The sequence below is a fragment of the Arsenicicoccus dermatophilus genome, assembly GCF_022568795.1.
In the GTDB taxonomy this organism is placed as follows: Bacteria; Actinomycetota; Actinomycetes; order Actinomycetales; family Dermatophilaceae; genus Arsenicicoccus; species Arsenicicoccus dermatophilus.
The window spans coordinates 2,670,223-2,684,504 of the sequence record NZ_JAKZHU010000001.1; the positions used below are offsets into that span (position 1 = coordinate 2,670,223).

Sequence of the window (14,282 nt, forward strand, 5' to 3'; positions counted from 1 at the left end):
GGGGTCCTTCGCGATCGGTCAGAGGCGTATGACAGCCAGCGCGCGCCCGAGGACCTTCTTGCCCTGGCACGTCGCGGACACCTCGACCGTAGCCCGTCCGTCGGCCACCGAGCGAACGACCCCGCCGAGTTCGACGTCGGCGCCGGAGTCGTGCGGGACCACCACGGGCGCGACGAACTTGGTCGAGCACTCGATCACGCGCCCGGCGTCCCCGCACCAGTCGACGACGAGCTGCATCGCGGCGCCCATCGTCCACATCCCGTGGGCGATCACGTCGGGCAGGCCGACACCCTGGGCGAAGCGCTCGTCCCAGTGGATCGGGTTGCGGTCCAGGGAAGCCCCGGCGTAGGCCACCAGGGTGGCCCGGGTGACGTGGGCGGTGCGGCCGGGCAGCCGGTGGCCGGGCTCCACGGTGGCCAGGTCGGCGGGGACCGGACGGGTGGGGGCCGGCTCGGCGGCGGTCATGGTCGCTCCTCCCCCCGGATCACCAGGGTGCTCGTGGCGGTGCAGCGGGGGTCGCCGTCGACGGTGGTGAGCTCGCTGCGGGTGGTGACCATGGCGTGGCCACCCACGAGGCGCACGGTGTCCACGTGCAGCACGGCGGTCACCTCGTCGCCCGCGGTGAGCGGGTGGTGGTGCACGAAGCGCTGCTCCCCGTGGACCACGCGGGAGAAGTCGATGCCGGCCTCGGGGTCCTCGATCAGCTGCCGGTCCGCCTGCTGGGCGATCAGGACGGCGAAGGTGGGCGGGGCGACGACGTCGGCGTAGCCGCGCCCACGGGCGGCCTCGCGGTCGGTGTGCACCAGGTCGCAGGCGCCGACGGCCGAGGCGAACTCGGCGATCTTGGCCCGCCCCACCTGGTAGGGGGCGGTGGGGGGATAGCGGCGCCCCGCGAAGGACTCGTTGACTGCCATGGCGGGGACCCTAGCCACCCTTTCGGGTTACTCGCGCGTCCGAGCGGGTTCGGACATACGACGAGCGCCGTCCCTCCGGTGGAGGGACGGCGCTCGGGATGCTTCGGGGTGCGCTCAGCGGGTCTCGCGGTGCGCGGTGTGCTTCTTGCAGCGCGGGCAGAACTTCGCGAGCTCCATGCGGTCGGGGTTGTTCCGCCGGTTCTTCTTGGTGATGTAGTTGCGCTCCTTGCAGTCAGTGCACGCCATCGTGATCTTGGGGCGGACGTCAGCGGACTTGCTAGCCACGGGGCAACCTGCTCTCGAAGTGGTGATCGGCGGGGTGACCGATCGGATGGGATGAACTTGGTAGCGGGAGCGGGGCTCGATCCCGCGACCTCACGATTATGAGTCGTGCGCTCTAACCAGCTGAGCTACCCCGCCAGGACAAATCCAGCGATGAGCCAGACCTGCGGAGCCCCCTGTCGGAATCGAACCGACGACCTTTTCCTTACCATGGAAACGCTCTGCCGACTGAGCTAAGGGGGCCCGAACGCTCGATATGGAGGTCGGCGCTCGGCACTGCACGCTCTCTTGGAGCGCGACGACCAAGGTACACGGATTTGGCCGCCCAGTGAAATCGAGGTGACCACCGCCCCCTGGCCTGCGCAGACACCTCAGCGTGGGGCTGTGCACCCTCCCCCCACCCGGTCCGGGGTCGCTCCCAGGTGACCAACACCGATGGCACAGGTCCGCGCGCCTACGATGGGTCGTCGTGCCCCCCAGGAGGCACCCGTCGAGCGGCGTGCCCCGAAGCCTGGCAGCGGCATACCTGATCCGAGAGCGAAGTGAGACCGCACCCATGACGAGCAAGGACGTCCATCGGTTGGAGCGCGTCGTCATCCGGTTCGCCGGTGACTCCGGCGACGGGATGCAGCTGACGGGCGACAGGTTCACGTCGCAGACCGCGATCCTCGGCAACGACCTGTCCACGCTGCCGAACTTCCCCGCGGAGATCCGGGCGCCCCAGGGGACCATCCACGGCGTCTCGAGCTTCCAGCTGCACTTCGCCGACCACGACGTGCTCACCCCGGGCGACAACCCCGACGTGCTCGTCGCGATGAACCCCGCGTCGCTCAAGGCCAACCTGGGTGACCTGCCGCGCGGCGCGACGATCATCGCCGACAGCGACGAGTTCACGACCCGCAACCTGGCCAAGGTCGGGTATGCCGCCAATCCCCTCGAGGACGGCACGCTGGAGAGCTTCCACGTGCACGCGCTGCCCCTGACCTCCATCACCGTCGACGCCCTCGCCGACCACCCGCTGACCCGCAAGGACAAGCAGCGCTCCAAGAACATGTTCGCCCTCGGGCTGCTGTCCTGGCTGTACACGCGCCCGCTGGAGGCCACCGAGAGCTTCCTCGCAGCGAAGTTCGGCACCCGTCCCGAGATGCTGGCGGCCAACCTGGCGGCGCTGCGGGCCGGCTTCGCCTACGGCGAGACGACCGAGGACTTCGCGGTGTCGTACGAGGTCGGACCGGCGCCGATGCGTCAGGGGCTCTACCGCAACATCACCGGCAACACGGCGCTGGCGTACGGCCTGGCGACCGCGGCGCACCGGGCCGGTCTGCCGCTCGTGCTCGGGGCCTACCCGATCACCCCGGCGTCGGACGTCCTGCACGTCCTGTCCGGGCTCAAGCGCCTGGGCGTGACCACGATCCAGGCCGAGGACGAGATCGCCGGCATCGGCGTCGCCCTGGGCGCGAGCTACGGCGGGGCGCTGGGCGTCACCACCACCTCTGGCCCGGGCCTGGCCCTGAAGTCCGAGACCATCGGCCTGGCCGTCTCCCTGGAGATCCCGCTGGTCGTCGTGGACGTCCAGCGCGGCGGCCCCTCCACCGGCCTGCCCACCAAGACCGAGCAGGCCGACCTGATGCAGGCGATGTACGGCCGCAACGGCGAGGCGCCCGTGCCCGTGATCGCCGCCCAGTCCCCCTCGGACTGCTTCGACGCGGCGGTCGAGGCCGTGCGGATCGCGGTGACCTACCGGACGCCGGTGATCCTGCTGTCGGACGGCTACCTCGCCAACGGGTCCGAGCCCTGGCAGATCCCCGCCCTGGCGGACCTGCCGACGATCGACCCCGGGTTCGCCACCGAGCCGAACGCCACCGACGACGACGGGGTCCCGGTCTTCCGCCCCTACCTGCGCGACCCCGAGACCCTCGCCCGCCCGTGGGCCATCCCCGGCACGGCCGGGCTGGAGCACCGCATCGGCGGGATCGAGAAGAAGGACGTGTCCGGGGAGATCTCCTACGACCCCGACAACCACGACCGGATGACCCGCCTGCGGGCCGCCAAGGTCGCCGGCGTCACCGTGCCCGACGTGGTCGTCGACGACCCCACCGGCGACGCGCGGGTGCTGATGCTGGGGTGGGGCTCGACGTACGGCCCGATCAGCGCCGGGATCCGGCACGCCCGCGCGACCGGGGCCACCGTCGCCCAGGCCCACCTGCGGCACGTCAACCCCTTCCCCGCCAACCTCGGTGACGTGCTGCGCGGCTACGACCGGGTGATCTGCCCCGAGATGAACCTCGGGCAGCTCACCGCGCTGCTGCGCGCGGCATACCTCGTGGACGTCCGGGCGTTGACCCAGGTGCGCGGTCTGCCGTTCACCGCCGCGGCGCTGGCCGACGCCGTCCACGACGCGCTGCGCGAGCTCGACCCGCAGCACACCCCCCGCGTGACCCCTGGGCAGGAGGCCCGCTCATGACGACCATCGACCTCGGTATGCCGAACCACGGCCTCGCGGGCGTCCCGCGCCTGGACGACGGCGAGCCCGCCCAGTCCAAGAAGGACTTCACCTCCGACCAGGAGGTGCGCTGGTGCCCCGGGTGCGGGGACTACGCCGTGCTGGCCGCCGTGCAGTCCTTCCTGCCCGACCTGGGCCTGAAGCGGGAGAACATCGCCTTCGTGTCCGGGATCGGGTGCTCCTCGCGGTTCCCGTACTACCTGGACACCTACGGGATGCACTCGATCCACGGCCGCGCCCCCGCCATCGCCACCGGCCTGGCCACCGCCCGCCCAGACCTGTCGGTGTGGGTCGTCACCGGTGACGGCGACGCGCTGTCCATCGGCGGCAACCACCTGATCCACGCGATGCGCCGCAACGTCAACATGACGATCCTGCTGTTCAACAACCAGATCTACGGCCTCACCAAGGGGCAGTACTCCCCCACCAGCGAGGTCGGCAAGGTCACCAAGTCCACGCCCGCGGGGTCGGTCGACGCGCCGTTCAACCCGGTCTCCCTGGCGCTCGGCGCCGAGGCGACCTTCGTGGCGCGCACCATGGACGCCAACCGCAAGCACCTGATCGCGGTGCTCCGCGCCGCCGCCGAGCACCGCGGCACGTCCTTCGTGGAGATCTACCAGAACTGCCCGATCTTCAACGACGGCGCCTTCCAGATGCTCAAGGACCGCGGCGAGGCCGCCGTCCGGCTCGTGCACCTCGAGGACGGCCAGCCGGTCCGGGTCGGCGCCCACCAGGTCGTCGTCCGCCGCGAGGACGGCTCCCTCGAGGTGACCGACGAGGCCTCCCTGGACGAGGCGGGTCGCTCGCGGATCGTGGTGCACCACACCGACGCCGCCGACCCGACCGCGGCGTTCGCGCTGTCCCGCCTGGACGTCGGCGACCAGCTGCACGTGCCCATGGGGATCTTCAGGTCCGTGACCCGGCCCACGTACGACGACCTCGTCCGCGGCCAGATCGCCGGCGCCCAGGCATCGGTGGGCAGGCCCGCCGGCGACGCCGACGTCGAGGCGCTGCTGCGCGGCAAGGACACCTGGACCATCGGCTGACCTCGCTCCTCGGGCCGGTCCGCAAGCGCGGTGGACAGCGGGCCGCCCACCGCCAGGCCGTGGGGCAGGCCGGTGGCCTGAGCCGCTGGGCGGGGAAATGGCGAGGGCCCGGTCCTTCGCCGTACGCCGAAGGACCGGGCCCGAGGCGGGGTCAGGCCTCCTGGCCGATCTGGCGCAGCAGCTCCTGGAACCACGGCTGCGAGGCGTCGAAGGCCTTGTGGCCCGCGATCCGCGGGAACTCGATGACCCGCAGCTCGTCGCCGCGCTCCTCGTCGTGACCCACGACGCCGGGGGTGCCGGCCCGGGCGGCCTCGACGGCGACGTCGCACATCTGCTTGATCAGCGCGAGGTCGGTGTCGTTGGCCTTGGCCGAGCGGGAGAAGTAGCCGGACTTCTGGACCATCTTCTTCTCCGCCTGCAGCTTGTCCGCGAACTGGCTGGCGAAGTAGCTGCCGGGGTTGATGGTGTCCAGCTTGACGTGGCCGAAGGGATCGCGCTGGACCTCCTCGCCCGCGGCCTCCATGGCCGTGACGATGTCGTCGACGCCCGCGCCCTCGGACAGGAAGATGTTGACGTTGCCGATCTCGTCCATGACCTTCTTGAGGCGCTCGGCCTCGCGGTCCAGGTCGACGTGCACCTCGGGGACGTAGACGCCGTGGATGGCCCAGCGCTCGGGGGTCAGGCCGGCCTGCGGGAGCCACTGCTGCTGCCCGTGCCACTCCATGTAGTGCTTGGCGGCGGCCGCGGTCAGCCAGCCGCAGTTGCGGCCCATGACCTCGTGGACGATGAGCATGCGCGGGTTGGAGCCGTGCTCGGCGATGACGTTCTGCGCGAAGATCGACGCCTGCTCGGCGGCCGTCTGGGCGCCCAGCGACTGCCGGATCGGGACGATGTCGTTGTCGATCGTCTTGGGCAGACCGACCACGGTCAGCTCGTAACCCTGCTCGTGCAGGAAGGCGGCCAGGTCGGCCGCGGTGGTGTTGGTGTCGTCGCCGCCGATGGTGTGCAGGACGTCGACGCCGTCCTCCTTGAGGCGGTTGGCGGCGACCTCGAGGGGGTTGTCGCCCTCCTTGACCAGACCGCGCGCGACCAGGTCCTTGGCGTTGGTGAGCTTGACGCGCGAGTTGCCGATCGGGCTGCCACCGAAGTCGCGCAGCAGGCCGGCGTTGCGCCGGGTCTCCTCGTCGAAGACGGTGTAGGTGCCGGTGAGGACCCCGTGGTAGCCGTGGCGGTAGCCGATCAGCTCGACCTCGGGCATGACCTCGGTGTAGCGCTCGATCAGGTCGCCGACCGCGGCGGACAGGCAGGGGGCGTAGCCGCCTGCGGTCAGCATGGCAACGCGCTTGATGGTCATGGGCAGACTCCTCGAGATAAGGGATGGATCGGGGACGTCGTCGTCGTCACCAGCCTATCCAGGCCGGTCAGTCGTCCACACCTCGGGCGGCGAGGGCGTCACCGACCCGGTCGGCATGACGGACGGTGCGTATGACGAGAGGCGTCGCGACCGCCCGCACCGACCGGCCCAGCCCCCGCGCCCGTCGAGCGTCCAGCGTCTCCTGCAGCAGGCTCCCGATCACGGGGACGGTGCGCAGGGCCAGGCTGACGGTGAGGGCGACCCGCTCCGGGCAGACCCCGACGTGCCGCAGCGGGGAGACGAGGCGCTCGACACCGGCGAGCATCTCGGACACCCGCGTCGTCAGCGTCACCAGGCCGGCCGCGGCCACGGCCACCGCCATACCGCCGCAGGTCACCACCACCGCCTGCCAGCCGCCGCTCCACGCCTGGAAGGGCGCCATGAAGACCAGGAACCAGCGCAGCGGCCGCACCTCGCCCCACCCGAGCCGCAGCGGGATCCGGCACCCGAGGTAGGCGGCCAGCACGACGAGCGCCGAGACGCCCGTCATCCACGGCTCCTGGACGAGCGACACCGGCACCAGGAACACCGCGAGGAGCAGCAGCTTGGCGGGGACGGGCAGCCGGTGCAGGACGGAGGTGCCGTCGGCATGAGCCCCGGTCAGCACCTCAGGCCCCCATGAGCCGTTGGTAGAACGGCAGGACCTCGGCCGCCGGCCCGTCCGCCGCGACGCGCCCCTCGTCGATGCAGATCACGCGCTCCCACCCGTCGAGCAGCCACAGGTGGTGGGTGACCAGGACGACCTGCTGCTCGAGGGTCGCGAGCACCTGGGCGACCTGGCGGGAGTGGCGCAGGTCGAGCAGGGTCGTCGGCTCGTCGCAGACCAGGACGTGGGGGCGGGTGACGAGGACCGCGGCGAGCGCGAGCAGCTGCTTCTGCCCCGAGGACAGCTGGTGCGCGGGGTGATCCGCGTGGTCGGCGAGGGAGTAGCGCGCGAGCACCTCGTCCACCAGGCGCCGCTTGTCGGCGTCGGTGAGGTCGGGGCGACGCCGCAACGAGAACTCCACGTCCTCGCGCACCGTCGGCATGACGATCTGCGCCTCCGGGTCGGGGAAGACGAACCCGACCTTGCGGCGCACCGCCGCCCCCTCGCGCGCGGGGTCGAGGCCGTCGACCAGGACCCGCCCCTCGGTGGGGGTGACCAGCCCGTTGAGCATCCGGGCCAGCGTGGACTTGCCGGACCCGTTGGCGCCGACCAGCCCGACGCGCGGCTCGGTCAGCGTCAGGTCGACACGGTCCAGGACGCGGCGCTCGCCGTAGGCATGGCCGACGCCCTCCAGCCGGATGGTGGGCACGTCAGCGGTGTCGGGCCGGGAGCAGGTCGGGGACGGCCTTGTGCACCGCGGCGGCCACGACCCCGGCGATCACGGCCTTGACCAGGTCGCCGGGCAGGAAGGTCAGCGCGAAGGCCGCGGCCCCCGCGAGGTCGAGCCGGGCCGAGCGCCAGGCCATCCCGGGGATCCCGAGGGCGTGGCAGACGACGAGGCCGCCCACGACCGCGGCGAGCACGGCCTGCCACGCCTGCACCGGGCGCGGCGCCCGCTCGACGAGCCAGCCGATGACGAGGGCGACGAGCGGATAGCTCAGGGCATAGCCGACGGTCGGGCCGGTCAGGATCGCCGGCCCGCGAGCGCCCGAGCCGAGCACCGGGAGCCCCGCGAGCGCCAGCACCAGGAAGAGCAGCACCGCGAGGAATCCGCGGCGGGCCCCGAGGACGGCGCCCGCGAGCATGATGCCGAGGTTCTGCAGGACGATCGGGGCGGCCCCGCCCACGGGGACCTTGACCGGCACGAGCGCCACGATCAGCGCGCAGAACGCGGCGACCAGGGCGAGGTCTCGGGCCGTCATACGGCTGCTGCGGGCGGGGGGTGCGGTCGAGCTGGCGGGGGACATCGAGACCTCGGTCGACGAGCGGGTATGGCGATCGACCAGCCTACCTGAACGCCGTTCAGCGGCTCGCCGGGTCCCGGGCCGTCGGGCGCCTAGGCTGCGGTGGTGCCCCTCCTGATGCCGCAGCGCCCGCGCGTCCTGGCCGCCGCCGTCCGTGCCGGGCTCGCGGTGCAGGTCGTGCTCACGGCGCTGCGCCTGCCCTCGCCGTCGCTCTTCGCCGGGCTGGTCGGGGGCGCGGTGCCGGCCCTGGCCCGAGGGCCGGTGCCGACGCTGCCCCGGTGGTCGGTCCTGCTGTCCCAGGCGCTGATCGGGGTCACCATCGGCGAGACCGTCACCGTGACCGCGCTGCGCCAGGTCGCCACCGACTGGCCCTCGGTGGTGGCCGTGGTCGTGGTGACCCTGGCGCTCAGCCTCGCCTCGGGGGTCGTCCTGGCGCGGGTGCACCGGGTGTCGGAGGCGACCGGGGTGTTCTCCATGATCGCGGGCGGGGCCTCGGGGATCACGGCCATCGCGGACGAGCTGGGGGCGGACGCACGGGTGGTGTCGGTCCTGCAGCACCTGCGGGTGCTGCTGGTGATCGTGTCCTTGCCGGTCGTGGTGGGGATGGCCTTCCACCCCGCCGGGCGCGAGGTGGCCCGGACGACGGTCGCCGCGCCCCTCGGACCCAGCCTGGTCATGGTGACGGTGTCGGTGGGGCTCGGCCTCGTGCTGGCCCGGGCGATCCCGGTCTCGACCTTCACCCTGATCGGGCCCATGGCCGTCGCGGGTGGGCTCGCGCTGTGGGGCGGTCTGGGGCCCGCCGCCTCACCGGCGCCGCTCACCGCGCTGGCGATGCTGGTCGTCGGGCTGCAGGTGGGCCTCACACTCGACCGCGACAGCCTCGGCGCGATCCGGCGGCTCCTGCCGACCGGGCTGGCGCTGATCGCGGTGGTCATGCTCGGGTGCGGGCTGCTCGGCGCGGTGCTCTCGCGGGCGACCGGCGTCGACCCGTTGACCACCTATCTGGCGACCACGCCGGGCGGGCTCTTCGCCGTGCTGGCCACCGCGACGAGCACCGGCGCCGAGCCGACGTACGTCTTCGCGGTGCAGCTGGCGCGCCTGGTCGCGATCCTGGCGCTGGCCCCGCTGCTGGCGCGATGGCTGCGGGCGCGGGCGGGGGCGCGACGTGCCGGGTCGAGCTAGACCCAGTGCACCGGCCCGTCCACGAGCACCCCGGCGCCCGAGGTGAGCTCGGCGACCAGCTGCGCGAGCGCCGCCCGCTCCCCCGGCGCCACGTCCAGCCGCAAGGTCGCCGCCGCGGCGTAGTCCACCCCGTCGACGTGGACGCCGCGGGCGCGCAACGTCGACTCCACGCGCCCGGCCTCGGCATGGCCCACGGCGAGCGTGCACCGCTGCAGCAGTCGCCGCTCGACCACCCGCGCGGACTCGCACGCGGCGCGCACCGCGTCGCCATACGCCCGGATCAGCCCACCGGTCCCCAGCAGGGTCCCGCCGAACCACCGCGTGACCACGCACACCACGTCGGTGAGCTCACGGCCGCGCAGCACCTCGAGCATGGGCGCGCCCGCGGTGCCGGCGGGTTCGCCGTCGTCGGAGGAGCGCTCGGTCATGGCGTCCGGGCCCAGGACGAAGGCCGAGCAGTGGTGCCGGGCGTCCCAGTGCTGCTTGCGGGCCCGCTCGACGACCTCGCGGGCGGCGTCCTCGGTCGCGGCCGGCTCCAGCCGGGCGAGGAACCGCGACCGCTTCGCCTCGACCTCGGCGTCGACCGGCGCGGCGATGGTGCGATAGGTCTCGGCCATCCGGTCATCCTAGGCTCGTGACCATGAGCGACCTGCCTCTCACCCTGCCCCCCAGCCGCGTGCCCGACCCCGCCGAGGCTCTCCCGCTGCGGTGGGGCGTGATCGGGCCGGGCGGCATCGCCCGGGCCTTCGCCGAGGGGCTGCACCGCTGGACGCGCAGCCGGATCGTCGCGGTCGGGTCGCGCTCGATGGAGCGGGCCCGGGCGTTCGCCGAGGAGGTGGGCGGGGCGCGTGCCCACGGCGGCTACGAGGCGCTGGTGGCGGACGACGAGGTGGATGCGGTGTATGTCGCGACGCCGCACAGCGAGCACCGCGACCACGCGCTGCTCGCCATCGGGGCGGGGCGGCACGTGCTGGTGGAGAAGGCCTTCACGCGCACCGCGGCCGAGGCGCGCGAGGTGGTGGCCGCCGCCCGGGCCGCGGACGTGACCTGCCTGGAGGCGATGTGGACCCGCTTCCTGCCGCAGTCCGACGTCGTCCGGCAGCTCGTCCGCTCCGGCGAGATCGGCGAGATCGAGACGGTGCAGGCCGACCACGGGCAGTGGTTCGGCGAGGACCGCACGTCGCGGCTGTTCGCCCCGGAGCTGGCGGGCGGGTCGCTGCTCGACCTGGGGATCTATCCCGTGGCCTTCGCGGTGGACCTGGTCGGGCTGCCGAGGCAGGTGCTCGCGGCCGGGACCCGGGCGTTCACCGGGGTGGAGCGGCAGGCGTCGCTGATCCTCGCCGGCTTCGACCGGGCACCGTCGGCCCACGCGGTGCTGACGACCACGCTGGCGGCCAGGACGCCGACCACCGCCTCGGTCTCGGGGTCGCTGGCGCGGGTCGAGCTGGCGGGCGAGTTCTACCAGCCCGGGCGGGTGCGGCTGGTGTCGCGCGCCGGCGAGGTGGTCGAGGGTCCGGAGCCGACGATCCGCGGGCACCTCGGCCTGTGCCACGAGGCCGCCCACCTGGCGACGCTGGTCGCGGAGGGTCGGCGCGAGTCGCCGCTCCTCCCCCTGGACGAGTCGGTCGCCGTGATGGAGCTGCTCGACGAGGTGCGGCGCCAGATCGGCGTCCCGCTCTAGACCTACCGCCGGTAGGTCAGTCGGAGCCGAGCAGCTGTCGCTCGAAGCGGTGGCCCCCTCGGAGCCACGCCCACCCGCAGACGAGAGCCACCGCGCCCGCGGCGGGGCCGAGCGCCCACCACAGGGACCGCGCGGCGATCTGGTCAGGACCGTACATCGACAGCACGGCCCACGACGACAGCGTGGCCACCAGCACCCCACCCACACCGCCGACCCCGATCGGCAGCAGGGCCATCGCCGTCCGGCGCCCGCGCAGGAAAGACGTCGAGGTCCCCAGCGCCACCAGGCTGTTGGTGGAGGCACGAGCAGACTCCTGGATCCGGTCCAGGACGAGCACGAAGGACAGGAAGCACAGCACCGCAGCCGCCATGACACCGAGGTTGAGGATCATGGCCTGCTCGCGGGCCAGCGCATAGGCCGACTGTCCGCCCCAGGCACGCAGCTCCGCCTCGGGCAGTGCCTGGTGAATGGCCTGGGTCCGGCGGTCGTACTCGGCGCTCCCGGTCGGGATCTCCTGGATCACGGTTCCCTGCGCCAGCTGCCAGGCCCAGCCGTTCTCCTCGAGCGGCAGCCTCACCTCCCCCTCAGGCAGCTCCAGGTCGACCGGGATCGACAGCAGCGTCAGCGAGTGCACCCGGTGGCCTGTGAGGGGGATCGACAGCGAGCGGATGCCCGCCGGCAACGGCCCCCGGCAGGGACCGCCGCCGCACGGTCGGCCGGCCCGGGGGCCACCCGCGAGCTCCACCCTGAAGAAGCTGTCCCGTGGCCCGTCCACTGCGTAGGTGACCGCCGCGTCCCCGCGCACCACGGACCGCAGGACCGCTCGCCCGTCTGCGGCGACAGACTCCAGCGGCACCTGAACGGCCACCGTCGGTCGACCTTGCTCGGTGACCACCCGCACCCACACCAGGAAGGTGCCGCACATGGCGCAGGTCAGGACGGTCACCACCATGACCGTGACGAGACGGGACACCGTGGGCCAGTGGTAGGAGGCAGCACGGGCCCCGTGGCGAAGGAGCAGCAGCCGGCTTCGGTGCGCCGCCTCGCAGACTCGTCGGGCCAGCCAGGTCACGGTGACCGGGGCGCTGGCCGCGAGGAGCCCGACGGCGAGGAGCGTCGTGGAGTAGAGCGGGCTCCCGGTGGGAGACACGGGGCGGGACCCTGCCGTCACGCAGATGACCGCGAGAAAGCCCACCGCCACGAGGGACGTGACGAGCGCAGCACGCGTCGCCCAGCAGCCGAGGTGCTGCTGCCAGCGGGGACGACCCCGCCGCCGCACGGAGGAGGAGAGCACCCCGGACATGGTGACCCGTGCGAGCAGCCGGATCGCCAGCAGGACCCCTGCGGCGACGACGACGAAGACCACGGCGACCCCGAGTCCCGGCGCGCTGTGCTCCCGTTACCTTCTTCGTGCCCTCGGTGATGGGGGTGCTGGTCACCAGGTCTGGTATGACTCTTTGCCCCTGTCGCGCATGATCCGGGGGGTGTTGTCGCCGGGCTTGGTGGCGTCGGTGTGACCGCTGATAGGGACACGGCCCCCGCGCTCGGGAGGTCTCTTCGTAACGTGGCTGCCGGCTGCTGACGCCCGACCTGTGGCCAGCGGATCATGAGTCCGTCGGTCAACGAGGAGGACAGGATGCACGGGCTACCCGACCGCACCTACGCGGTCTACCTGGGGTTGGACGTCGGCAAGGAAACTCACCACGCCACCGCCCTGGACCCGTCCGGAAAACGGCTGCACGACAAGGCGCTACCGCAAGACGAGACCAAGCTGCGCGCCCTCTACGAGCACCTGTCCACGCACGGCCCGGTCCTGGTCGTGGTGGACCAGCCCGCCTCGATCGGGGCCCTGCCGGTCGCGGTCGCCCGCGCCGTCGGGGTCGACGTGGCGTACCTGCCGGGCCTGGCGATGCGCCGCATCGCGGACCTACACCCCGGCGCAGCGAAGACCGACGCCCGCGACGCGTACGTCATCGCCGACGCGGCCCGCACCATGCCCCACACCCTGCGGCGCGTGGACATGAACGACGACGCCCTGGCCGACTTGGAAGTCATCGTCGGGTACGACGACGACCTGGCCGGTGAGGTCACCCGCGTCACCAACCGCCTGCACGGCCTGCTCACCCAGATCCACCCAGCCCTGGAACGAGCCCTCGGACCCCGACTGCACCACAAGGCTGTCCTCGAGCTCCTGACCAGGTTCGGCGGACCCGCCGGGCTACGCACGGCCGGTCGGCGGCGGCTGACGAGCGTGGCCAAGCCCCGCGCGCCGCGCTCCTACGATCGGATCGTCGACGAGGTCATGACCGCCCTGGACGCCCAGACCGTGACCGTGCCCGGCACCCGCGCGGCCGAGCTCGTCATCCCGAAGCTGGCTTCCCAGCTCGCCGACCTGCTCGAGCAACGCGCGACCGTCGCGGCGCAGGTCGAGGAGATCCTTGATGCCCACCCTCTTGCCCCGGTCCTGACCTCGATGCCCGGCGTCGGTGTCAGGACCGCCGCAAGGATCTTGCTCGAGGTCGGCGACGGCAGCGCCTTCCCCACAGCCGGGCACCTCGCCGCCTACGCAGGCCTCGCCCCCGTCACACGTCGATCCGGGTCCAGCATCCGCGGCGAGCACCCCTCCAGGTCAGGCAACAAGAACCTCAAACGCGCGCTGTTCCTGTCCGCCTTCGCAGCCCTGTCCGACCCCACCAGCCGCGCCTACTACGACCGCAAACGAGCCCAAGGCAAGAAGCACAACGCCGCCCTCATCTGCCTGGCCCGCCGACGCTGCGACGTTCTCTACGCCATGCTCAGAGACGGCACCACCTACCAAGCCCCGACGGCCGCTACCGCGGCTTGACGAACCCCATAGGGACACCCCCCACCAGCGCACCCCGACGAGACCCGATCCGGCCAGCGCTGCATGCGTCGCGGCATACACCCCGGCCCCCGACACGGTCCCGATCACGCCGAGCAGGGTGATCTCGGCGGCGTAGAGCCGCCCGCACCGCCGCGCCGAGACCCCCAGGACGACGAGCGAGCGATACCGGCGTTCGCGGCTCCGCGCCGTCGCCCGCAAGCACAGCTGGAGCAACATCACGGTCAGAGCACCGACGAGGATCCCCAGCTCGGCCGCCATCATGGTGGCCGGGGTCGCCATCAGGCCCTGACCACCGGCCCCGAAGCCTGCGACGCCTGCAGGTGAGGGCCGACCCGGCACGACGGTGTAGGACAGCAGCTCGTCCGGGTCGGTGAGTCCGGGGGCGCCGATGCGCTCCGGGACGACCACCCCCAGCCCGAGCCGGCTCGCCAGCTCTGGATCGCGCTCCAGGCGCTCTGCCAGGCCCGGAGAGACCATCGACCGGCCCGGCTGCGGCCACTGCCT

14 protein-coding genes and 2 tRNA genes are annotated in these 14,282 nt (G+C 72.6%); 5 read left to right on the forward strand and 11 right to left on the reverse strand.

Features of this window, described 5'->3' with window-relative positions:
- Positions 1–18 precede the first annotated feature (18 nt).
- The 5 genes from MM438_RS12375 to MM438_RS12395 all read right to left on the reverse strand — a co-directional run bounded on the left by MM438_RS12375 (position 19) and on the right by MM438_RS12395 (position 1,439).
- Positions 19–465 (reverse strand): MaoC/PaaZ C-terminal domain-containing protein, encoded by a 447-nt coding sequence (locus tag MM438_RS12375; RefSeq protein WP_241452884.1) that lies wholly within the window; start codon positions 463–465, stop codon positions 19–21.
- A complete protein-coding gene (locus MM438_RS12380; RefSeq protein WP_241452885.1) occupies positions 462–914 on the reverse strand; it encodes an FAS1-like dehydratase domain-containing protein in 453 nt (150 codons plus the stop codon). Before MM438_RS12380 ends, MM438_RS12375 begins: the two co-directional genes overlap by 4 nt.
- 114 nt (positions 915–1,028) lie before the next feature.
- The gene (gene rpmG / locus MM438_RS12385; protein WP_338155550.1) at positions 1,029–1,199 is read right to left on the reverse strand and encodes a 50S ribosomal protein L33; all 171 of its coding nucleotides are present in this window, start codon (positions 1,197–1,199) and stop codon (positions 1,029–1,031) included.
- A 58-nt stretch (positions 1,200–1,257) separates the two neighbouring features.
- Positions 1,258–1,334, reverse strand: a tRNA-Met gene (locus tag MM438_RS12390).
- Positions 1,335–1,366: 32 nt separating this feature from the next.
- Positions 1,367–1,439: transfer RNA gene (locus MM438_RS12395), tRNA-Thr, on the reverse strand.
- 313 nt (positions 1,440–1,752) lie between these two features.
- Here MM438_RS12395 and MM438_RS12400 point away from each other — a divergent pair.
- Positions 1,753–3,660, forward strand: a complete 1,908-nt coding sequence (locus MM438_RS12400) for a 2-oxoacid:acceptor oxidoreductase subunit alpha (RefSeq protein ID WP_241452886.1) — start codon at positions 1,753–1,755, stop codon at positions 3,658–3,660.
- The gene (locus tag MM438_RS12405; protein ID WP_241452887.1) at positions 3,657–4,745 is read left to right on the forward strand and encodes a 2-oxoacid:ferredoxin oxidoreductase subunit beta; all 1,089 of its coding nucleotides are present in this window, start codon (positions 3,657–3,659) and stop codon (positions 4,743–4,745) included. The genes MM438_RS12400 and MM438_RS12405 overlap by 4 nt, the downstream gene beginning before the upstream one ends.
- A gap of 151 nt (positions 4,746–4,896) precedes the next feature.
- On the opposite strand, the gene MM438_RS12410 is transcribed toward MM438_RS12405, so the two are convergent.
- From MM438_RS12410 to MM438_RS12425, 4 genes are all read right to left on the reverse strand, one after another.
- Positions 4,897–6,099: a pyrophosphate--fructose-6-phosphate 1-phosphotransferase gene (locus MM438_RS12410; RefSeq protein ID WP_241452888.1), complete on the reverse strand. Its 1,203-nt coding sequence runs from the start codon at positions 6,097–6,099 to the stop codon at positions 4,897–4,899.
- A gap of 67 nt (positions 6,100–6,166) precedes the next feature.
- The gene (locus MM438_RS12415) at positions 6,167–6,766 is read right to left on the reverse strand and encodes an energy-coupling factor transporter transmembrane component T family protein (protein WP_241452889.1); all 600 of its coding nucleotides are present in this window, start codon (positions 6,764–6,766) and stop codon (positions 6,167–6,169) included.
- Between the two features lies 1 nt (position 6,767).
- Positions 6,768–7,454 carry an energy-coupling factor ABC transporter ATP-binding protein gene (locus MM438_RS12420; protein ID WP_241452891.1) on the reverse strand — a complete coding sequence of 229 codons (687 nt, stop codon included), beginning with the start codon at positions 7,452–7,454 and terminating at the stop codon, positions 6,768–6,770.
- A 1-nt stretch (position 7,455) separates the two neighbouring features.
- Positions 7,456–8,007 carry a biotin transporter BioY gene (locus MM438_RS12425; RefSeq protein ID WP_241452894.1) on the reverse strand — a complete coding sequence of 184 codons (552 nt, stop codon included), beginning with the start codon at positions 8,005–8,007 and terminating at the stop codon, positions 7,456–7,458.
- Positions 8,008–8,154: 147 nt separating this feature from the next.
- Here MM438_RS12425 and MM438_RS12430 point away from each other — a divergent pair, with 147 nt between their 5' ends.
- Positions 8,155–9,231, forward strand: coding sequence for an AbrB family transcriptional regulator (locus MM438_RS12430; protein WP_241452902.1), 1,077 nt, complete (start codon positions 8,155–8,157; stop codon positions 9,229–9,231).
- On the opposite strand, the gene MM438_RS12435 is transcribed toward MM438_RS12430, so the two are convergent.
- The gene (locus MM438_RS12435) at positions 9,228–9,848 is read right to left on the reverse strand and encodes a YigZ family protein (RefSeq protein ID WP_241452903.1); all 621 of its coding nucleotides are present in this window, start codon (positions 9,846–9,848) and stop codon (positions 9,228–9,230) included. The genes MM438_RS12430 and MM438_RS12435 overlap by 4 nt on opposite strands.
- Before the next feature lie 23 nt (positions 9,849–9,871).
- Between MM438_RS12435 and MM438_RS12440 the strand changes: the two genes are divergently transcribed.
- Complete coding sequence (locus MM438_RS12440) at positions 9,872–10,912, forward strand: Gfo/Idh/MocA family protein (RefSeq protein WP_241452904.1); 1,041 nt, start codon at positions 9,872–9,874, stop codon at positions 10,910–10,912.
- Positions 10,913–10,928: 16 nt separating this feature from the next.
- Here MM438_RS12440 and MM438_RS12445 read toward each other — a convergent pair whose 3' ends face one another.
- Positions 10,929–12,278, reverse strand: a complete 1,350-nt coding sequence (locus MM438_RS12445; protein ID WP_241452905.1) for a hypothetical protein — start codon at positions 12,276–12,278, stop codon at positions 10,929–10,931.
- Between the two features lie 270 nt (positions 12,279–12,548).
- Between MM438_RS12445 and MM438_RS12450 the strand changes: the two genes are divergently transcribed.
- Positions 12,549–13,757 (forward strand): IS110 family RNA-guided transposase, encoded by a 1,209-nt coding sequence (locus tag MM438_RS12450; protein ID WP_241453487.1) that lies wholly within the window; start codon positions 12,549–12,551, stop codon positions 13,755–13,757.
- The last annotated feature ends 525 nt before the right edge of the window (positions 13,758–14,282 follow it).

Coding starts and splice junctions, on each gene's coding strand:
- MM438_RS12375 (WP_241452884.1), bottom strand. CDS start 465: ATGACCGCCGCCGAGCCGGCCCCCACCCGTCCGGTCCCCGCCGACCTG.
- MM438_RS12380 (WP_241452885.1), bottom strand. CDS start 914: ATGGCAGTCAACGAGTCCTTCGCGGGGCGCCGCTATCCCCCCACCGCC.
- MM438_RS12400 (WP_241452886.1), top strand. CDS start 1,753: ATGACGAGCAAGGACGTCCATCGGTTGGAGCGCGTCGTCATCCGGTTC.
- MM438_RS12405 (WP_241452887.1), top strand. CDS start 3,657: ATGACGACCATCGACCTCGGTATGCCGAACCACGGCCTCGCGGGCGTC.
- MM438_RS12410 (WP_241452888.1), bottom strand. CDS start 6,099: ATGACCATCAAGCGCGTTGCCATGCTGACCGCAGGCGGCTACGCCCCC.
- MM438_RS12425 (WP_241452894.1), bottom strand. CDS start 8,007: ATGACGGCCCGAGACCTCGCCCTGGTCGCCGCGTTCTGCGCGCTGATC.
- MM438_RS12435 (WP_241452903.1), bottom strand. CDS start 9,848: ATGGCCGAGACCTATCGCACCATCGCCGCGCCGGTCGACGCCGAGGTC.
- MM438_RS12440 (WP_241452904.1), top strand. CDS start 9,872: ATGAGCGACCTGCCTCTCACCCTGCCCCCCAGCCGCGTGCCCGACCCC.
- MM438_RS12450 (WP_241453487.1), top strand. CDS start 12,549: ATGCACGGGCTACCCGACCGCACCTACGCGGTCTACCTGGGGTTGGAC.